The organism is Bradyrhizobium sp. HKCCYLRH3099 (assembly GCF_051167855.1).
Lineage (GTDB): Bacteria > Pseudomonadota > Alphaproteobacteria > Rhizobiales > Xanthobacteraceae > Bradyrhizobium.
Genome location: NZ_JBNPTW010000003.1, coordinates 445,264 through 461,503, shown reverse-complemented (window position 1 = coordinate 461,503; position 16,240 = coordinate 445,264). Strand labels below are relative to the sequence as shown.

Sequence of the window (16,240 nt, the reverse complement as noted above, 5' to 3'; positions counted from 1 at the left end):
CGACAACTCACGCAGCCCGCCCGAACACCAGAATCATGTTGTTGGCCGGCATCTCGACCGTCTCGCGCAAGACCAAGCCGTTGCGCGCGGCGAGCGCGTCGAGATCGGTGATGTCGCGGACGCCCCATTCCGGATTGCCCTCGCGCAACGACGTATCGAACACGGCGTTGCTGACGGCCGTGTGCTTTCCGTCCCGCTTGAACGGGCCGTAGAGCACCAGCAGTCCGTTCGGCGACAACACCTGCCCCGCGCCCGCGAACAATCCCTCCGCCACCGCCCACGGCGCGATATGGATGACGTTGGCGCAGAACATCGCGGTCAGTTGCGCAGGGCCGCCGGCGGCGCGGAATGCGCCGACCCAGCCGGTATCGGACAAATCGATGCGCTGCGCGTCGCGGATGTTGGACAGCCCCGCGTGCCTGCGCCACGCCGCGATGCTCGCGAGATGATTGTCGTTCAGGTCGCTCGGCCACCATGTCAGGTCCGGCCGCTCTGAGGCAAAATGCACGACATGCTGGCCGGTGCCGCTGCCGGCCTCCAGCACGTCGCCGGAGCGGCCGTCGAGCAGCCGTGCCAGCACGGCCCAGATCGGCTGGTGGTTGCGGTGAAACGCGGCTGCATCCAGCCGTCCATCCGGTTCCACCCGCCGGCCGTCCCGGCCGAACTCCACGACATACTCCGCCATTCCGAACTCCCCGGCCGTCCAGATGAACGGCTCTCGTTAACCGCGTTGCGGCGGCCAGCATACCCGCATTGTCAGCCGATGGTCTTTATGCTTTGCAGCCGCTATATTGCTGACATCACCGAGCCGTCGGAACTCCATCTTGATCACATCCGTCATGCGTACCGCCCTGGCGCTGGGGCTTTCGCTCGCCATGTCTTCGTTTGCCGCGGCCGCCTACGCCCAGTCCGGCGCCACCGAGGGCCAGAAGCTGGCCTTCGACCGCAGCAAGGGCAACTGCCTGACCTGCCATGAGATCAAGGGCGGCGACCTGCCGGGCTCGATCGGGCCGAAGCTCGAGAACCTCAAAGCGAAGTACGACCGTACCGAGCTGATCGCGATCCTCAACGACGAGACCGTTCGCAATCCGCTGACCGTGATGCCGCCGTTCGGCCGCAACCGCATCCTGACCGAGCAGGAAATCAGCGCCATCGTCGATTTCCTGCAGACCCTCTGACTTTCCGCCTGGAGATACACATGTCCGCCTCGTCCGGCCCGCTGGCCCATCGCCGCCTGTTCCTGAAGGGCGCCGGCCTCGTCGCGCTGATCGGCCTCGGCAACGCCGTGCTGCACGCGACGCCGGCTTTCGCCGCCACCAACGACAACAAATATCCGGAGGACGCCTTCAAGCAGAAGAACGCGGGCGACGCGATCAAGGCGCTGTACGGCCGGGATCACGAGGCCTCCGACAAGATCAAGCTGGATGCGCCGGAGATTGCCGAGAACGGCGGCGTGGTGCCGATCGCGGTATCGACGACATTGCCGAACGTCACCTCGATCGCGTTCATCGTCGCCGAGAACCCGAACGCGCTGGCCGCGACCTACAAGATCCCCGAGGGCACCGTGCCCGCGGTGGCGAACCGGCTGAAGATGGCCAAGACCTCCAGCGTCATCGCGCTCGTCGAATCCGGCGGCAAGCTCTACAGCGCCACCAAGGAAGTGAAGGTCACCGTCGGCGGCTGCGGCGGCTAAGGGGGAGAACGATCATGGCAGCGAGCATTCGCGTCCGCGCGATCCTGAATGGTGAGATCACCGAGGTTCAGACCCTGATCCAGCACCCGATGGATACGGGCCTGGTGAAGGATTCCAAGGGCGAAGTGATTCCGGCGCATTACATCCAGCAGCTGACCTTCACGCACAAGGACAAGACCGTGTTCCTGGCCGACTGGGGCACTGCGGTCTCCAAGGACCCTTACGTCAAATTCGCCTTCAAGGGCGCGGCCAAGGGTGACGAGCTCAAGGTGAGCTGGGTCGACAACAAGGGCGCGACCGACAGCCTGTCAGCGACGATCCAATGATGCGCCTGCGCCCGCTTCTCGCCCTCGCCGCGCTGATCGGCCTCGGCGCACCGGCCGTTGCCGCCGACAAGCCCGATCCGGCGGCGGACGCCAAGGTGTTCCAGCAGTTCTTCATCAAGAAGTTCCCGAAGGTGGCGTTCGACGATTTCGTCAACGGGCCGTATTCGATGAACGCGGACATGCGGAAGCAGTGGGAGGAGAAGGAGCAGTTTCCTCCGTACGAGTTCGCGCTCGAGGCCGGCAAGGAGATGTTCGCCAAGCCGTTCAAGAACGGCAAGACTTACGCCGACTGCTTCCCCAACGGCGGCATCGGCATCCGCCAGACCTATCCGTATTTCGATGACAAGGAAGGCAAGGTCATCACCTTGGAGCTGGCGCTGAACCGTTGCCGCGAGGCCAATGGCGAACCGCCCTACTCCTACGTCAAGGACGAGATGGCCTCGCTCACCGCCTACATGGCCTATACCTCGCGCGGCAAGCGCTTCGACATCAAGATTCCCGACGATCCGCGCGCGCTGGAGGCCTTCGAGAAGGGCAAGGAGTATTTCTACACCCGTCGCGGCCAGCTGAACTTCTCCTGCGCGAGCTGCCATGTGCAGAGCCCCGGCGAGCGCATCCGCGCCGAGATCCTGGCGCCGGCGCTCGGCATCCTCAACGCGATGCCGATCTACCGCTCCGAATGGAGCGGCATGGGCACGATCAGCCGCCGCATCGTGACGTGCAACAGCCAGACCCGCGCCGTGCCGCTGGAGCCGCAGTCGGACGAGTACCGCAACCTCGAATACTATCTGTCTTACGTATCGAACGGCCTGCCGGTTTCAGGTCCGGGAGCGCGGCCATGAGAAATATCTCGGCGGCAAACGTCATGAAAAAGATCGTGTTCGCCATGATGGTGTCCGCGGTCTGCGCCGGCTCCGCGCGGGCCGCGTCGGAAGCCGACTACTTCACGGCATTCGCGGCGGCCGAGAGCGCCAACAAGGAAGCCGGACGTCTGCGCAACCAATGGACCGTGACCCAGGCCGCACTGAATGCTGCAAAGAAGGCGGCGGAGTCCGGCAATTTCGACCAGGCGCTGAAATCCGCGCAGGAGGCCGAGGCGCTCGCCAAGGCCTCGATCGTCCAGGCCACCAGCGAGAATCAGCGCTGGAGAGACTTGGAGATCCGCTAGAGCATGATCCGGAAAATTGGGCCAGCGGTTTTCCGAAGCCTCACGCTCGAACAAAAAGGATGGATCATGACGCGATTCCGTGGAATCGCATCATGAGCTAGGACGCGAGCCATGATTCGGCGCCGGGATTTTCTGAGATGGTCAGGTGCCGCTGCGCTCGCCGCGCCAGCGCTGCTGCGCAACGCCCGCGCTGCCGAGACCGTCAGTCTCTACGACATCGAGAAGTTCGGCAACGCGCGCATCCTGCACATCACGGACACGCATGCGCAGCTGCGGCCGGTGTTCTTCCGCGAGCCGAGCGTCAATCTCGGCATCGGCGAGATGTGGGGAAAGCCGCCGCATCTGGTCGAGCGCGCCTTCCTCGACCGCTACGGCATTCGTCCTGACAGCGCCGAATCCTACGCCTTCACCTCGTTCGAGTTCGAGAAATATGCCGGCCGGTTCGGCAAGATGGGCGGTTTCGCGCACCTGAAGACGCTGATCGACAAGCTGCGCAGCGACGCCGGCGATCATCGCTCGCTGCTGCTCGACGGCGGGGATCTGTGGCAGGGTAGCGGGCTCGCCCATGCGATGCGCGGCGCCGACATGGTCAGCGCGGCCAATCTGCTCGGCATCGATGCGATGACCGGACATTGGGAATTCACCTATGGCGAGGCGGCGCTGCGCGCCAATCTCGCGCGCTTCAAGGGCGAGTTCCTGGCGCAGAACGTGTTCCTCACCGAGGAGGCCGCCTTCAACGACGCCAAGGCGTTCGATCCGGGCTCCGGTCGCGTGTTCAAGCCGGCGGTCATCAAGGAGGTCGGCGGCGCGCGCGTCGCCATCATCGGCCAGGCCTTCCCTTATGTGCCGATCGCGCATCCGCGCCGCTTCACCGCGGACTGGACCTTCGGCATCCGCGAGGAAGAGCTGCAGAAGCTGGTCGATGCCTTGCGCGGCGCCGACAAGGTCGACGCCGTGATCCTGCTGTCGCACAACGGCATGGATGTCGATCTCAAGCTCGCGAGCCGCGTGACCGGCATCGACGTCATCCTGGGCGGCCACACCCACGATGCGATTCCGCAGCCGGTCGCGGTCCGCAACGCCAAGGGCGCGACGCTCGTCACCAATGCCGGCTCCAACGGCAAATTCCTCGCGGTGCTGGATCTCGACATCGCCAAGGGGCACGTCGCCGATGCCCGCTACCGGCTGCTGCCGGTGTATTCGGAACTGCTCAAGCCCGACCCGGCGATGCAGGCGCTGATCGATCAGATGCAACAGCCGCAGGTCGCCGCCTGGAGCGAAAAGCTCGCGACCTCCGACCGGCTGCTGTACCGGCGCGGCAATTTCGAAGGCGCAACCGACGACCTGATCTGCGCGGCGCTGCGGCGCGGCCTCGATGCCGAGATCGCGCTGTCGCCGGGGTTCCGATGGGGGCCGACGGTGCTGGCCGGCCAATCCGTCATGATGGAGGACGTGCTGGCCCAGACCGCGATCACCTATCCCGAGACCTATGTGCAGCGGATGACGGGTGCGCAGATCAAGGACGTGCTCGAGGACGTCTGCGACAATCTCTTCAACGCCGATCCCTATCTGCAGCAGGGCGGCGACATGGTGCGCGTCGGGGGCCTGTCGTACCGCTGCTCGCCGTCGGAGGCGATCGGCCGCCGTATCTCCGATCTCACGCTCGCCAATGGCCACCGCCTGGAGGCGCACAAGAGCTACAAGGTCGCCGGCTGGGCCTCGATGAACGCGCAGGACGGCAAGCCGGTGTGGGATCTCGTCGCCAACCATCTGCGCGACGGCCAGCTGGTGCTGGTGGGAACCAACAAGGTCACGCTGTCAGGCGTCGACGGCAATCCCGGATACGCATCGCAATCCTGAACGGCATGGCGCGATGCAGCGCGGCGTTCTGCGGCGCATGGATGACCGCGAGCCCATCGTGGTCTAAACCGGCGGCGATCCGAATCGGGAGGACACGCCGATGATCTTCCGCCAATTGTTCGACAGCGTCTCCGGCACCTACAGCTACATTCTCGCCAGCCGCAGCGGCGGCGAGGCTGTCATCATCGATCCCGTGATCGAGAAGGTCGACCGCTATTGCCAGTTGCTGCGCGAGCTGGACCTGCGCCTCGTCAAGGCCGTCGACACCCATCTGCATGCCGATCACGTCACCGGGCTCGGTGCGCTGCGCGACCGCACCCATTGCGTCACGATCATGGGCGAGCAGACCAAGGCCGACGTGGTGGCGATGCGCGTCAGCGAGGGCGACCGGATCGCCATCGAAGGCATCAGCCTCGACGTGATGTACACGCCGGGGCACACCGACGATTCCTACAGCTTCCTGATGGGCGACCGCGTCTTCACCGGCGACACGCTCTTGATCCGCGGCACCGGCCGCACCGACTTCCAGAACGGCGACGCGCGCCAGCAATACGACTCGATCTTCAACAAGCTGCTGCGGCTGCCCGACGACACGCTGGTCTATCCCGCCCACGACTACAAAGGCGACACCGTCTCCACCATCGGCGAGGAGCGCCGCTACAATCCGCGCCTGCAGGTGACGTCGATCGACGACTACGTGACGCTGATGGCCAATCTGAAGCTGCCGAATCCGAAGATGATGGACGTCGCGGTCCCCGCCAACATGCGCGTCGGCCTGCACCAGGAGGAACTCGCCAGACAGGGATTGTCGCTGTCGGCGCGCGAGGCGATCGAATGCCTGGGACGGCCGGACGTGCTGCTGGTCGACCTGCGCGAGGCGTCGGAGCGCGCGAAGCACGGCACGCTGTCCGGCGCGCTGCACGCGCCCTATCCCGGGATTGCCGACAATCTCAAGCCGGGCGGCATGCTGCGCGAGGTTGCCGCCGCCACCGGCCGCCGCATCGTATTCTTCTGCGCCTATGGCGAACGCTCGGCGATGGCGGTGCAGACGGCGCAAGCGGCGGGGCTGGCCAATTCCGCGCATATCGAGGGCGGGCTGGATGCGTGGAAGAAGGCCGGCGGGCCGGTGGTCCCGTAGCAGGCGTACTCCGGCCGGCCTCCGTGGGCCAACGCGGCGCCGCCGGCGCGCGCAGGTGCCATGCGCGGCCGTTCATGGACAATGAACCGCAATCCGATAGTGTGGCGTTGTGTCGCGCGCCCTCCGCGGGAGCCCATGGCTTTGACCGGCAACGCGCCCCTCCAGCCCATCGTTTTCGCCCGGAGTCGCACGGATCCGCCATGGCTGACGTTCTCGCCGCATCGCAACATACCTCTGCTCCGATCCGCGCCGCCTCCTCGCTGCGCACGCTGGCGCTGATCTCGCTGGCGCATTGGGTCAGCCATTTGCACATGCTGGTGCTGCCGATGCTGTTCCCGTACCTCAAGGAGAAGCTCGGCGTCGGCTATGTCGAACTCGGCTTTCCGCTCACGGTGTTCGCGGTGGTGTCGGCGCTCACCCAGGCTCCCGTCGGCTATCTCGTCGACCGCGCCGGCGCCCGCCGCATCCTGCTGCTGGGCCTCACGCTCGGCGGCCTGTCGCTGGCGATGCTCGGCGTCTACCTGACCTATACCAGCCTCGTCGTCGCGGCCGTGCTGCTCGGCCTCGCCAACGCGGTCTATCACCCCTCGGATTACGCGCTGCTCTCCGCCCATATGGAAGAGAGCCGGATGGGCCGCGCGTTCGGCGTGCATACCTTTGCCGGCTATCTCGGCGGCGCAGTTGCGCCCGCCGTCATGGCAGCATTGGTCACCACCGTCGGCGGCTCCGGCGCCCTGATGGCGGCTGGCCTCGTCGGCCCGCTCGCCGCGCTGCTGCTGCTCGTCGGCAATGTCCCGGAGGTGCCGCCGCACCCGCATGCCACCAAGGCCGACGGGACCAAGGCCAAGCAGCCGAACCTGCTGACGCCGATGCTGATGCTGCTCACCGTGTTCTTCATGCTGCTCAGCCTGTCCAACGCCGGCATCTCCAGCTTCGGCGTGGTCGCCTTCATGAACGGCTATGGCATCTCGTTTTCGACCGCCAACATCGCGCTGACCGCGTTCCTCGGCGCCAGCGCCGTGGGCGTGCTCGCCGGCGGCCAGCTCGCCGACCGCATTCGCCACCACAACCTGGTCGCGGCGGTCGCCTATGCGATCAATGCGGTGCTGGTGCTGATCATCACCTTCGTCAGCCTGCCTGCCGTGCTGCTGGTGGCGATCATGCTGACCGCCGGCTTCATGGCGGGCGTGATCGCGCCGTCGCGCGACATGATGGTGCGCAACGCCGCGCCTCCCGGCGCCGCCGGCCGCGCCTTCGGCATCGTCTCCACCGGCTTCAACTTCGCCGGCGTCGTCAGCCCGCTGCTGTTCGGCTGGATCATGGACATGAACGCCCCGCGCTGGGTGTTCGGCACGTCAGTCGTCTTCATGCTGCTGACCATCGTGCTGGCGTTCTTCACCGAGCCGAAGAAGAAGGCGGCGTGACGCTGCGGACTAAGCGCATCTGAGCGATGCACGAAGCTCTCACCCCGCAAACGGTCCACTCCCCTCCCCCTTGCGGGGAGGGGGCGGGGGTGGGGGTCCACGGGCGCTGAATTAGGAGATGCGCACCTCACATCTCCAAGCTGATTCGTTCTGAGTCGTCATTCGATCCCGCCTCTCATCACTTCGAGCGTCGCCCGGAGACCCCCACCCCCAACCCCTCCCCGCAAGGGGGAGGGGAGCGCACCGGTGTGCGGGGATAGAGATCGAGTCCCTGACTGAGAAGTCCTGAAGCGGCTCGTGCTGAGCGGTTGACTCATATCGGCAGCGCATAGGCCCCGAGACACACCCAGCTTCCTCGCATGTTGACATCGCCGCGCGTCCGCCGATGATCTCACCAACAACAAACATCCGGGGAAGACACGCCATGACGCAGCCAGATCTCGTGATCCGCGGCGGAACCATTGCCGATGGTTCGGGCGGCGAGCTCTACGAGGCCGATGTGGCGGTCGCCGGCGGCCGCATCGCCGCGGTCGGCAAGATCGCGGCATCCGGCCGCGAGGAGATCGATGCGCGCGGCAAGCTGGTCACGCCCGGCTTCGTCGACGTCCACACCCATTACGACGGCCAGGTCACCTGGAGCCACGACATCTCGCCGTCCTCGCAGAACGGCGTCACGACCGCGATCATGGGCAATTGCGGCGTCGGTTTCGCGCCGTGCCGGCCGGCCGATCACCAGCGCCTGATCCAGTTGATGGAGGGCGTCGAGGACATTCCCGAGCCGGTGCTCGAAGCCGGCATTCCCTGGGAGTGGGAAAGTTTTCCGGACTACATGGAATGGCTGTCCAGGCGGTCATTCGACCTCGACATCGGCGCGCAGCTGCCGCATGCGGCGCTGCGCGTCTATGTGATGGGCGAGCGCGGCGCGCGGCGTGATCCCGCCACGGCTGATGACAACCGCGCCATGGCCGCGCTGGCGCGCGACGCGGTGAAGGCCGGCGCGCTCGGCTTCTCGACTTCGCGCACGCTCAACCATCGGACGTCGACCGGCGACTACACGCCGACGCTCAAGGCCGGCGAGGACGAGCTGACCACGATCGCGCAGGCGATGCACGGCGCCGGCCGCAACGTGCTGCAATTCGTGCTGGACATCTCGACCATCCACGAAGACCTGCCGATGATGCTGCGCATCGCCGACGCCACGAAGTGCCCGATCTCGTTCTCGGTCACCCAGAACGACCGCGCGCCGCAGCGCTGGCGGCAGACCCTGGCCGAAATCAATGCCGCCGCCGCGCGCGGCCTGTCGGTGACGGCGCAGATCGCCGCGCGGCCCGTGGGGTTGCTGCTCGGGCTGGAGCTGTCACGCAACCCGCTGCAGACGCATCCGAGCTACCAGGCGATCGCGCACCTGCCACTCGACGAGCGCGTCGCGCGGATGCGCGATCCGCAGCTCCGCGCGGCGATCCTGAGCGAGCAGGCCACCGCCACCGACGATCCGCTGTTCTTCAAGCCCAACTACGACAAGATGTACCTGCTCGGCGATCCGCCGGACTACGAACAGCCGCCGGAGCGGTCGCTCGGTTCGCAAGCGCGCGCGAAGGGCTGCCGGCCGGAGGAACTGGCCTATGACGCGATGCTGACGGATGGCGGCCGCGGCATGCTCTACGTGCCGTTCCTGAATTATTCCGACGGCAATCTCGACGCCACCTACGAGATGCTGCGCGATCCCAGAAGCGTGCCAGGCTTGAGCGACGGCGGAGCGCATTGCGGCATCATCTGCGACGCCAATTTTCCGACCTACCTGCTGACGCACTGGACGCGCGACCGCAAGCGTGGCGAGAAGCTGTCGATCCCGTTCGTGGTCGCCGCGCAGGCGCGCAAGACCGCGTTGTCGGTCGGCCTCGAGGATCGCGGCCTGATCGCACCGGGCTACAAGGCCGACGTCAACGTCATCGACTACGACCGGTTGCATCTGCATCCGCCCAAGGTGCACTACGACCTGCCGGTCGGCGGCCGCCGGCTGATGCAGGACGTGGACGGCTACGACGCGACGATCGTCTCAGGCGTGGTGACACGCCGCCAGGGCCAGGCCACCGGCGCGCGTCCGGGACGGCTGGTCAGGGGAGCGCGTTCCAATCTGCAATGACGGGCGGTGCTCCCGACCGGGCCGTCGACACTCGTAGCCGACACGCATAGCTGAGGCGTACCAGGGACTGCGCCCCACCTGACGTGTCGTCCCGGGCAAGTCCGGCAACGCGCAAGCGTTGGCGGACGCCGACCCGGGACCCATACTCCGCGGCTTACGTGGCCAGGCGAGATTGATCGACCAGCCTGCCTCAAACATCTCCCTGGGGTTATGGGTCCCGGATCTGCGCGCGCGTGCCGCGCGCTTGTCCGGGACGACAGCGGATGGTCATGGCTGCAGCGTCACGTGCGGCTCAGACTTGCAGATGGCGGGCGCGAGCGCTCACTATAATAGCTCACGCGAATTTCGGCATCGCCGCCCGGTACGCCGCCAGGCGCGCGCGTTCGCTCTCCGGCCACAGCAGCGCCAGGCCGACCAGGCCTGAGACCACCAGCACCACAGCGTTGATGACGAAGCCCTGCACATAGCCGTCGAGCGCCGTTGCGGCGTTCTGCACCACCTTGCCCATGACGATCGGCGCGACGATGCCGGCGAGCGTGTAGCCGGCGCCATAGATCGCCATGACAGCGCCGCGCTGGCGGACGGGCGTGAACTCGCCGATCATCAGCGGGCAGACGACGTAGATCGCACCGGACAGGCCCGAGCCGATCACGATCAACGCGATCTGCATCGCGGGACTGCCGCCATACGGCAGCATGGCCATGACGAGACCTCCGGCCACCAGCGGCACCGAGCCGAGCACGCCGCGGGCCAGACGAGTCGAGAGTCCGCGCGCCATCAGCACCTGTGACAGCAGCCCGGTCGCCAGCACCACCACCGCGCCGAAGATCCAGGGCAGCACCGAGACGAGGCCGGCCTGCTGCTGACTGAGGCCGAGCCCCTTGATCAGAAACGGCGTGAACCAGGTGAGGCCGAGCGACAGCGCCCAATAGGCGCTGAAGCTGGCGGCGACGCAGCCGATGAAGGTGCGCGACAGCAACAGCTGCGTATAGGGCACCGGCGTCTCCTTGGTCGCCGTCGTGTCGGTATCGGCCAGGGGCCCCTCGCGGCCGAGCGCGATCCAGGCGGCGCCCCACAGCAATCCGACCAGGCCGAGGGCGCCGAAGGCATAGTGCCAGCCGAAGCTGACGATGATGGCGTTCAGCGCCGGCACCGCCACGATGACGCCGAAGGCCGCGCCCTGCGACAGCAGCGCGGTCGGCAGGCCGCGCCTTTCGTCGGGGAACCATTTGTACATCGCGTGAAGGGCCACCGACGCGGCCGGGCCCTCGCCGGCGCCGAGAATGACGCGGCAGATCAGAAGCGTCGTGAAGCCGACGTCGCCGACCATCGGAAACTGGGCAATCGACCAGATCACGGCCAGCGCGAGCAGGACCCAACGCGTCTCGATGCGGTTGACCACGAAGCCCACGGCGATGGCCGAGATCGAGAACAGGAAGAAGAAGGAGGAGCCGAGCAGGCCGAATTGTTCCGGCGAGAGCTTGAGATCGGTCATGATCGGGACGCCCGCGAGCCCGACCACGATCTTGTCGGCGAAGTTCACGAGCATGAAGAGAAACAGGAGAAGCGTGATCCTCCAGGCGCCCTTCGGCGTTTTGATCGATGTCGACGCAGTCGTCGCTGGCGCGGCCATGGTCGTTCCCCGTCGTTTCTCTTGATCCCCGTCAATGCGGGTTTTCCTCATGCTAGCCACGCCCGCGCATCGTACGCAACCGACGTCTGCGGCTGCATGACAGCAATACCGGCGAAGGACGCGGCACGACCAAGACACCCGTGATATCGCGCTGCGGCCTTGCTATATGCCGTCGTGCAGCAAGGCAGTTGATCCCGTGTTGAGCGTCAGAAACCTGTTCAAGACCTATCCCTCCGCCGGCGAGACCGTGAACGTTCTCCGCGGCGTCGATCTCGACGTCTTCAGCGGCGAGCGTGTCGCGCTGACCGGTGAATCCGGCTCCGGCAAGAGCACATTGCTGCACCTGATCGCGGGCCTCGATGCCGCCGATCGCGGCGACATCCTGCTGGAGAACACGCCGGTCAGCGCGCTCGACGATGCCGGCCGCGCTGCGCTGAGGCGCGAGCGGCTGGGGCTTGTGTTCCAGCAGTTCAACCTGGTGCCGAGCCTCTCGGTGGCCGACAATCTCGCCTTTCAGGCACGGCTCGCGGGGCGGCACGATGCGGCGTGGCACACCGAACTCGTGGAGCGGCTCGGATTGAAGCCGCTGCTGAAGCGCTATCCCGAACAATTGTCCGGCGGACAACAGCAGCGCGTCGCGATCGGCCGCGCGCTGGCGATCAAGCCGGCGCTGCTGCTGGCGGACGAGCCCACCGGCAATCTCGACGAGGACACCGCCGACGAGGTGATGGCGCTGACGCGCGATCTCGTCGCGCGCACCGGCTGCGGCTTCCTGATGGTGACTCACAGCGCCCGCCTCGCCGCGATGCTCGACCGCCACGTTCATCTGCATGCAGGCCGCGTCGCATGAGGCGCGCGCTGTGGATTCTCGCGGTGCTGCTCAGCCATTGGCGCCGGCATCCGATGCAGCTCGCCACCCTGCTGATCGGGCTGATCTCGGCCACCGCGCTGTGGAGCGGCGTGCAGGCGCTGAACCAGCAGGCGCGCAACTCCTATGACCGCGCGGCCGCGATCTTCGGCGGCGCACGCACACCGATGCTGGTCGCGACCGACGGCAAGATGCTGCCGCAAAGCGTATTCGCCGAGCTGCGCCGCGCCGGCTGGGCGGTGTCGCCGGTGGTCGAAGGGCGGGTGCAGATCGACGGCCGTTCGATCCGGCTGCTCGGCATCGAGCCGTTCAGCATTCCCCGCGAGGTCGGCGATGCGCCGATGGTCGGACGCAGCGAGCTCGAGGCGTTCCTGACGCCGCCGCACCGCACGCTGATCTCGCCGGAAACGCTGGCCGAACTCGGACTGAAGGACGGCGCGGCGCCGCGGCTCAGCAATGACGCCGTGATGCCGCCGCTGATGGCGCAACAGCAGCTCGCCCCCGGCGTGCTCGTTGTCGACATCAGCGACGCGCAGCGGCTGCTCGACAAGCCCGGCCAGATCTCGCGGCTACTGGTCGGCAAGACGATCGGCCAACGCCCGCCGTTGCAGAGCTTCGCCGGCGGCCGGCTGCAACTGGTCCAGCCCGAGGCCGAGACCGACCTGGAGCGGCTGACCGACAGCTTCCATCTCAATCTCACCGCCTTCGGCCTGCTGTCCTTCGTCGTCGGGCTGTTCATCGTCAACTCCGCGATCGGCCTTGCCTTCGAGCAACGATTGCCGGTATTGCGCACGTTGCGCGCCTGCGGCGTGTCCGCTCGCCAGCTCAACGCGGTGCTGATCGGCGAGCTCATCGCCTTCGCGCTCGTTGCAGGTCTCGTGGGACTCGTCTGCGGCTACATCATCGCAGCATCGCTGTTGCCGAACGTGGCGGCGTCGCTGCGCGGGCTCTATGGCGCGCAGGTGCCGGGCGAGCTGAGCCTGCAGCCGGCATGGTGGCTCGCCGGCCTCGTCATCAGCGTCGCCGGCGCGCTGGCGGCGGCGACCACGAGCCTGATCAAGTCGATGCGGCTGCCGATCCTGTCGGCGGCGCAGCCTTACGCGTGGCAGGAAGCGCAGCGGCGCTGGCTGCGCTTGCAGAGCGCCGTCGCGCTCGCCTTCTTCGTCACGGCCGGCCTGCTGCTGTGGCTCGGCCAATCGCTGCTCGCCGGCTTCGGCGTGCTCGCCGCAATGATGCTCGGCGCCGCGCTGCTGCTGCCGGCGATCCTGGAGCTGGTGCTGCGGCTCGGCGAGCGCGGCGCGCGCGCAGCGCTCGCTCAATGGTTCTGGGCCGACAGCCGGCAGCAGATCTCAGGGCTGTCGCTGGCACTGATGGCGCTGCTGATGGCGCTCGCCGTCAACGTCGGCGTGGCGACGATGGTCGAAACGTTCAGCCGCACCTTCCTGGTCTGGCTCGACGGACGGCTCGCCGCCGATGTCTACATCAGCGCGGCCGACGAAGCGCAGGCGCGCGAGATTCAAGGCTGGCTGCGCACACGTCCCGAGGTGCAGGCAGTGCTGCCGGGCGGGCGCGCGGAGACGCAACTCGCCGGCGCGCCGATCGACGTTCTCGGCCTGCCCGACCACGACACTTATCGCGCACATTGGCCGTTGCTGCAGGCCGGCCCCGAGGCCTGGAAGCAGCTGGTGCGCGGCGATTGCGGCTTCGTCAGCGAGCAGCTGTCGCGACGGCTCAATCTCTCGCTCGGCGACAGCATCGACATTTCCGCGCCGACCGGCGACTGGCGCATCAGCGTGGCCGGCATCTATGCCGACTACGGCAACCCGAAGGGCCAGGTCACCGTCAACGTCGCCGCGCTGACGCGCCGTTTCCCGGCGACGCCGATCACGCGCATGGCCGTGCGCGCAGCGCCCGCCGACGTGCCCGGATTGATCAGCGCGCTGACGGACAAGTTCGGCCTCGACGGCCGCAACGTCGTCGACCAGGCCACGGTGAAGCAGGAGTCCAAGCAGATCTTCAACCGCACCTTTGCGGTGACCGGCGCGCTCAACACCTTCACGCTCGGCGTCGCCGCCATCGCGCTGCTGACGAGCCTGCTGACGCTCGCCAATTCGCGGCTGCCGCAGCTCGCGCCGCTCTGGGCGATCGGGCTGACGCGGCGCCGGCTCGCCGAGGTCGAGCTGCTGAAGACATTGTCGCTCGCCGGCCTCACTGCGCTGCTGGCGCTGCCGCTCGGGCTGGTGGTGGCGTGGTGCCTGATCGCGATCGTCAACGTCAAAGCCTTCGGCTGGCGGCTGCCGTTCGACGTGTTTCCGCTGCAACTGGTCCGCCTCTTGATCGTCACCCTCGTCGCGGCCCTGATCGCCTCGCTGCTGCCGGTGCTGCGGCTGGCGCGGATGCAGCCGGCGCATCTCGTGAGGACCTTCACCATTGAGCGCTAGAGCCATGATCACGCGGCGCGGCCTGATCGGCGGGCTCTCCCTGCTGGTGCTGCCGCGCCTCGCGCGCGCGCAGGGCTTTGCCGGCCTCGCCGACAGCGCCGAGGGCTTTGCGCCGGTGACGCCTGGCAAGAGCTTCAGCTTCCCGGCCGACCACGGGCCGCACGACGATTTCCGCATCGAGTGGTGGTACATCACGGCCAATCTCAGCGACGCCAACGGCAAGGCCTATGGCCTGCAGTGGACGCTGTTCCGCTCGGCCTCGCGGCCCGGACCGCAAGCGCAAGGATTCGATAACCAGCAGCTCTGGATGGCGCACGCCGCGGTGACGCGCGCCGACAGCCATCGCTCGACTGAGAAGTTTGCGCGCGGCGGCGTCGGGCAGGCCGGCGTTGACGCCAAGCCGTTCCAGGCTTGGATCGACGACTGGCAGTTGCGCGGCACGGCGGCGACCGACGACCCGTCGCTGGCGCCGCTCGACATGAGCGCGAGCGCGGCCGATTTCTCCTACGCGCTGCATCTGGAGGCGGACCGTCCCGTCGTTCTGCAGGGCATCGGCGGCTACAGCCGCAAGTCGGAGCGCGGCCAGGCCTCGTACTACTACAGCCAGCCGTTCTATCGCGCGCGCGGCCGCCTCAGCTTCGACGACAAGCCTGTCGAGGTCACCGGGATGGCCTGGCTCGACCGCGAATGGAGCAGCCAGCCGCTGGCCTCCGACCAGAGCGGCTGGGACTGGTTCGCGCTGCATTTTTCTGGCGGCGAAAAGCTGATGCTGTACCGGATGCGCCAGGGCAACGGCGACTACACGTCCGGCACCTGGATCACGGCCGACGGCGCGTCGCGCCCGCTCGGCCCCGGCGACATCGCGATGCGACCTATGGACATCGTCGGCATCGGCGAGCGCAAGCTCCCGGTCGGCTGGCGCGTCGAGATATCAGCGCTCGGCATCGCCATCGACAGCACGCCGCTCAATCCGAACGCCTGGATGGGCACGCGCGTGCCCTATTGGGAGGGGCCGATCAGCTTCAAGGGCAGCCATAGCGGGGTGGGCTATCTCGAGCTGACCGGATATTAAAGGCGCTTACAAGAGGGGGGACCACGCATGTATCACTTCACCGCAATCGTCACCGTGCTCGCGCTCATGCTGTATTTCTACATGGCGGTCCGCGTCGCGCAGGCGCGGGCCCGCTTCGGTGTGAAGGCGCCGGCGGTGACGGGAAATCTCGATTTCGAGCGCACCTATCGGGTGCAGGTCAATACGCTGGAATGGCTGCCGATCTTCCTGCCGGCGCTGTGGCTGTTCGCAATCTATGTCAGCGATGCGATTGCGGCGTCGATCGGCATTGTCTGGATCGCCGGCCGCGCGATGTACATGGTGTCCTACGCCAAGGCCGCCGAGAAGCGCGGCCCCGGCTTCGGCATCCAGGCGCTGGCAGCCTCCACCCTGCTCGTCGGCACCCTGATCGCCATCCTGTGGCGATTGCTGCACGGCTGATCGCTCAACCCTCCGCCGTCGTCCCGGCTCAAGACCGGGACGACACCTGTTTTT

Annotated in this window: 15 protein-coding genes; 13 read left to right on the top strand and 2 right to left on the bottom strand. The window is 67.0% G+C overall.

Features of this window, described 5'->3' with window-relative positions:
• Positions 1-7 precede the first annotated feature (7 nt).
• Positions 8-685 (bottom strand): DUF938 domain-containing protein, encoded by a 678-nt coding sequence (locus tag ACQR1Y_RS10290; RefSeq protein WP_434876055.1) that lies wholly within the window; start codon positions 683-685, stop codon positions 8-10.
• A 154-nt stretch (positions 686-839) separates the two neighbouring features.
• Here ACQR1Y_RS10290 and soxX point away from each other — a divergent pair, with 154 nt between their 5' ends.
• The 9 genes from soxX (at position 840) to ACQR1Y_RS10245 (ending at position 9,752) form a co-directional block, all read left to right on the top strand.
• On the top strand, positions 840-1,178 hold the full coding sequence (gene soxX / locus ACQR1Y_RS10285) for a sulfur oxidation c-type cytochrome SoxX (protein ID WP_434856581.1): 339 nt from the start codon (positions 840-842) through the stop codon (positions 1,176-1,178).
• A 20-nt stretch (positions 1,179-1,198) separates the two neighbouring features.
• On the top strand, positions 1,199-1,693 hold the full coding sequence (gene soxY, locus ACQR1Y_RS10280; protein WP_434856504.1) for a thiosulfate oxidation carrier protein SoxY: 495 nt from the start codon (positions 1,199-1,201) through the stop codon (positions 1,691-1,693).
• Positions 1,694-1,707: 14 nt separating this feature from the next.
• Complete coding sequence (gene soxZ / locus ACQR1Y_RS10275) at positions 1,708-2,019, top strand: thiosulfate oxidation carrier complex protein SoxZ (RefSeq protein WP_434856505.1); 312 nt, start codon at positions 1,708-1,710, stop codon at positions 2,017-2,019.
• Positions 2,016-2,861, top strand: coding sequence for a sulfur oxidation c-type cytochrome SoxA (gene soxA / locus ACQR1Y_RS10270; RefSeq protein WP_434876056.1), 846 nt, complete (start codon positions 2,016-2,018; stop codon positions 2,859-2,861). Before soxZ ends, soxA begins: the two co-directional genes overlap by 4 nt.
• The gene (locus tag ACQR1Y_RS10265) at positions 2,858-3,187 is read left to right on the top strand and encodes a hypothetical protein (RefSeq protein ID WP_434876057.1); all 330 of its coding nucleotides are present in this window, start codon (positions 2,858-2,860) and stop codon (positions 3,185-3,187) included. The genes soxA and ACQR1Y_RS10265 overlap by 4 nt, the downstream gene beginning before the upstream one ends.
• Before the next feature lie 111 nt (positions 3,188-3,298).
• Positions 3,299-5,047: a thiosulfohydrolase SoxB gene (gene soxB / locus ACQR1Y_RS10260; RefSeq protein WP_434876058.1), complete on the top strand. Its 1,749-nt coding sequence runs from the start codon at positions 3,299-3,301 to the stop codon at positions 5,045-5,047.
• Positions 5,048-5,147: 100 nt separating this feature from the next.
• The gene (locus tag ACQR1Y_RS10255) at positions 5,148-6,185 is read left to right on the top strand and encodes an MBL fold metallo-hydrolase (protein WP_434876059.1); all 1,038 of its coding nucleotides are present in this window, start codon (positions 5,148-5,150) and stop codon (positions 6,183-6,185) included.
• 200 nt (positions 6,186-6,385) lie between these two features.
• Complete coding sequence (locus tag ACQR1Y_RS10250) at positions 6,386-7,609, top strand: MFS transporter (RefSeq protein WP_434876060.1); 1,224 nt, start codon at positions 6,386-6,388, stop codon at positions 7,607-7,609.
• Positions 7,610-8,033: 424 nt separating this feature from the next.
• Positions 8,034-9,752 carry an N-acyl-D-amino-acid deacylase family protein gene (locus ACQR1Y_RS10245; protein WP_434876061.1) on the top strand — a complete coding sequence of 573 codons (1,719 nt, stop codon included), beginning with the start codon at positions 8,034-8,036 and terminating at the stop codon, positions 9,750-9,752.
• 334 nt (positions 9,753-10,086) lie between these two features.
• Here the strand turns inward: ACQR1Y_RS10245 and ACQR1Y_RS10240 are convergent, their stop codons facing one another.
• Positions 10,087-11,385 carry an MFS transporter gene (locus ACQR1Y_RS10240; protein ID WP_434876062.1) on the bottom strand — a complete coding sequence of 433 codons (1,299 nt, stop codon included), beginning with the start codon at positions 11,383-11,385 and terminating at the stop codon, positions 10,087-10,089.
• 196 nt (positions 11,386-11,581) lie between these two features.
• Between ACQR1Y_RS10240 and ACQR1Y_RS10235 the strand changes: the two genes are divergently transcribed.
• From ACQR1Y_RS10235 to ACQR1Y_RS10220, 4 genes are read left to right on the top strand one after another with little or no spacing between them, the layout of a single operon-like run.
• Positions 11,582-12,235, top strand: coding sequence for an ABC transporter ATP-binding protein (locus ACQR1Y_RS10235; protein WP_434876063.1), 654 nt, complete (start codon positions 11,582-11,584; stop codon positions 12,233-12,235).
• A complete protein-coding gene (locus ACQR1Y_RS10230; protein ID WP_434876064.1) occupies positions 12,232-14,694 on the top strand; it encodes an FtsX-like permease family protein in 2,463 nt (820 codons plus the stop codon). The genes ACQR1Y_RS10235 and ACQR1Y_RS10230 overlap by 4 nt, the downstream gene beginning before the upstream one ends.
• Complete coding sequence (locus ACQR1Y_RS10225; protein ID WP_434876065.1) at positions 14,684-15,766, top strand: lipocalin-like domain-containing protein; 1,083 nt, start codon at positions 14,684-14,686, stop codon at positions 15,764-15,766. Before ACQR1Y_RS10230 ends, ACQR1Y_RS10225 begins: the two co-directional genes overlap by 11 nt.
• Before the next feature lie 27 nt (positions 15,767-15,793).
• On the top strand, positions 15,794-16,186 hold the full coding sequence (locus ACQR1Y_RS10220; protein ID WP_434876066.1) for an MAPEG family protein: 393 nt from the start codon (positions 15,794-15,796) through the stop codon (positions 16,184-16,186).
• Positions 16,187-16,240 lie beyond the last annotated feature (54 nt).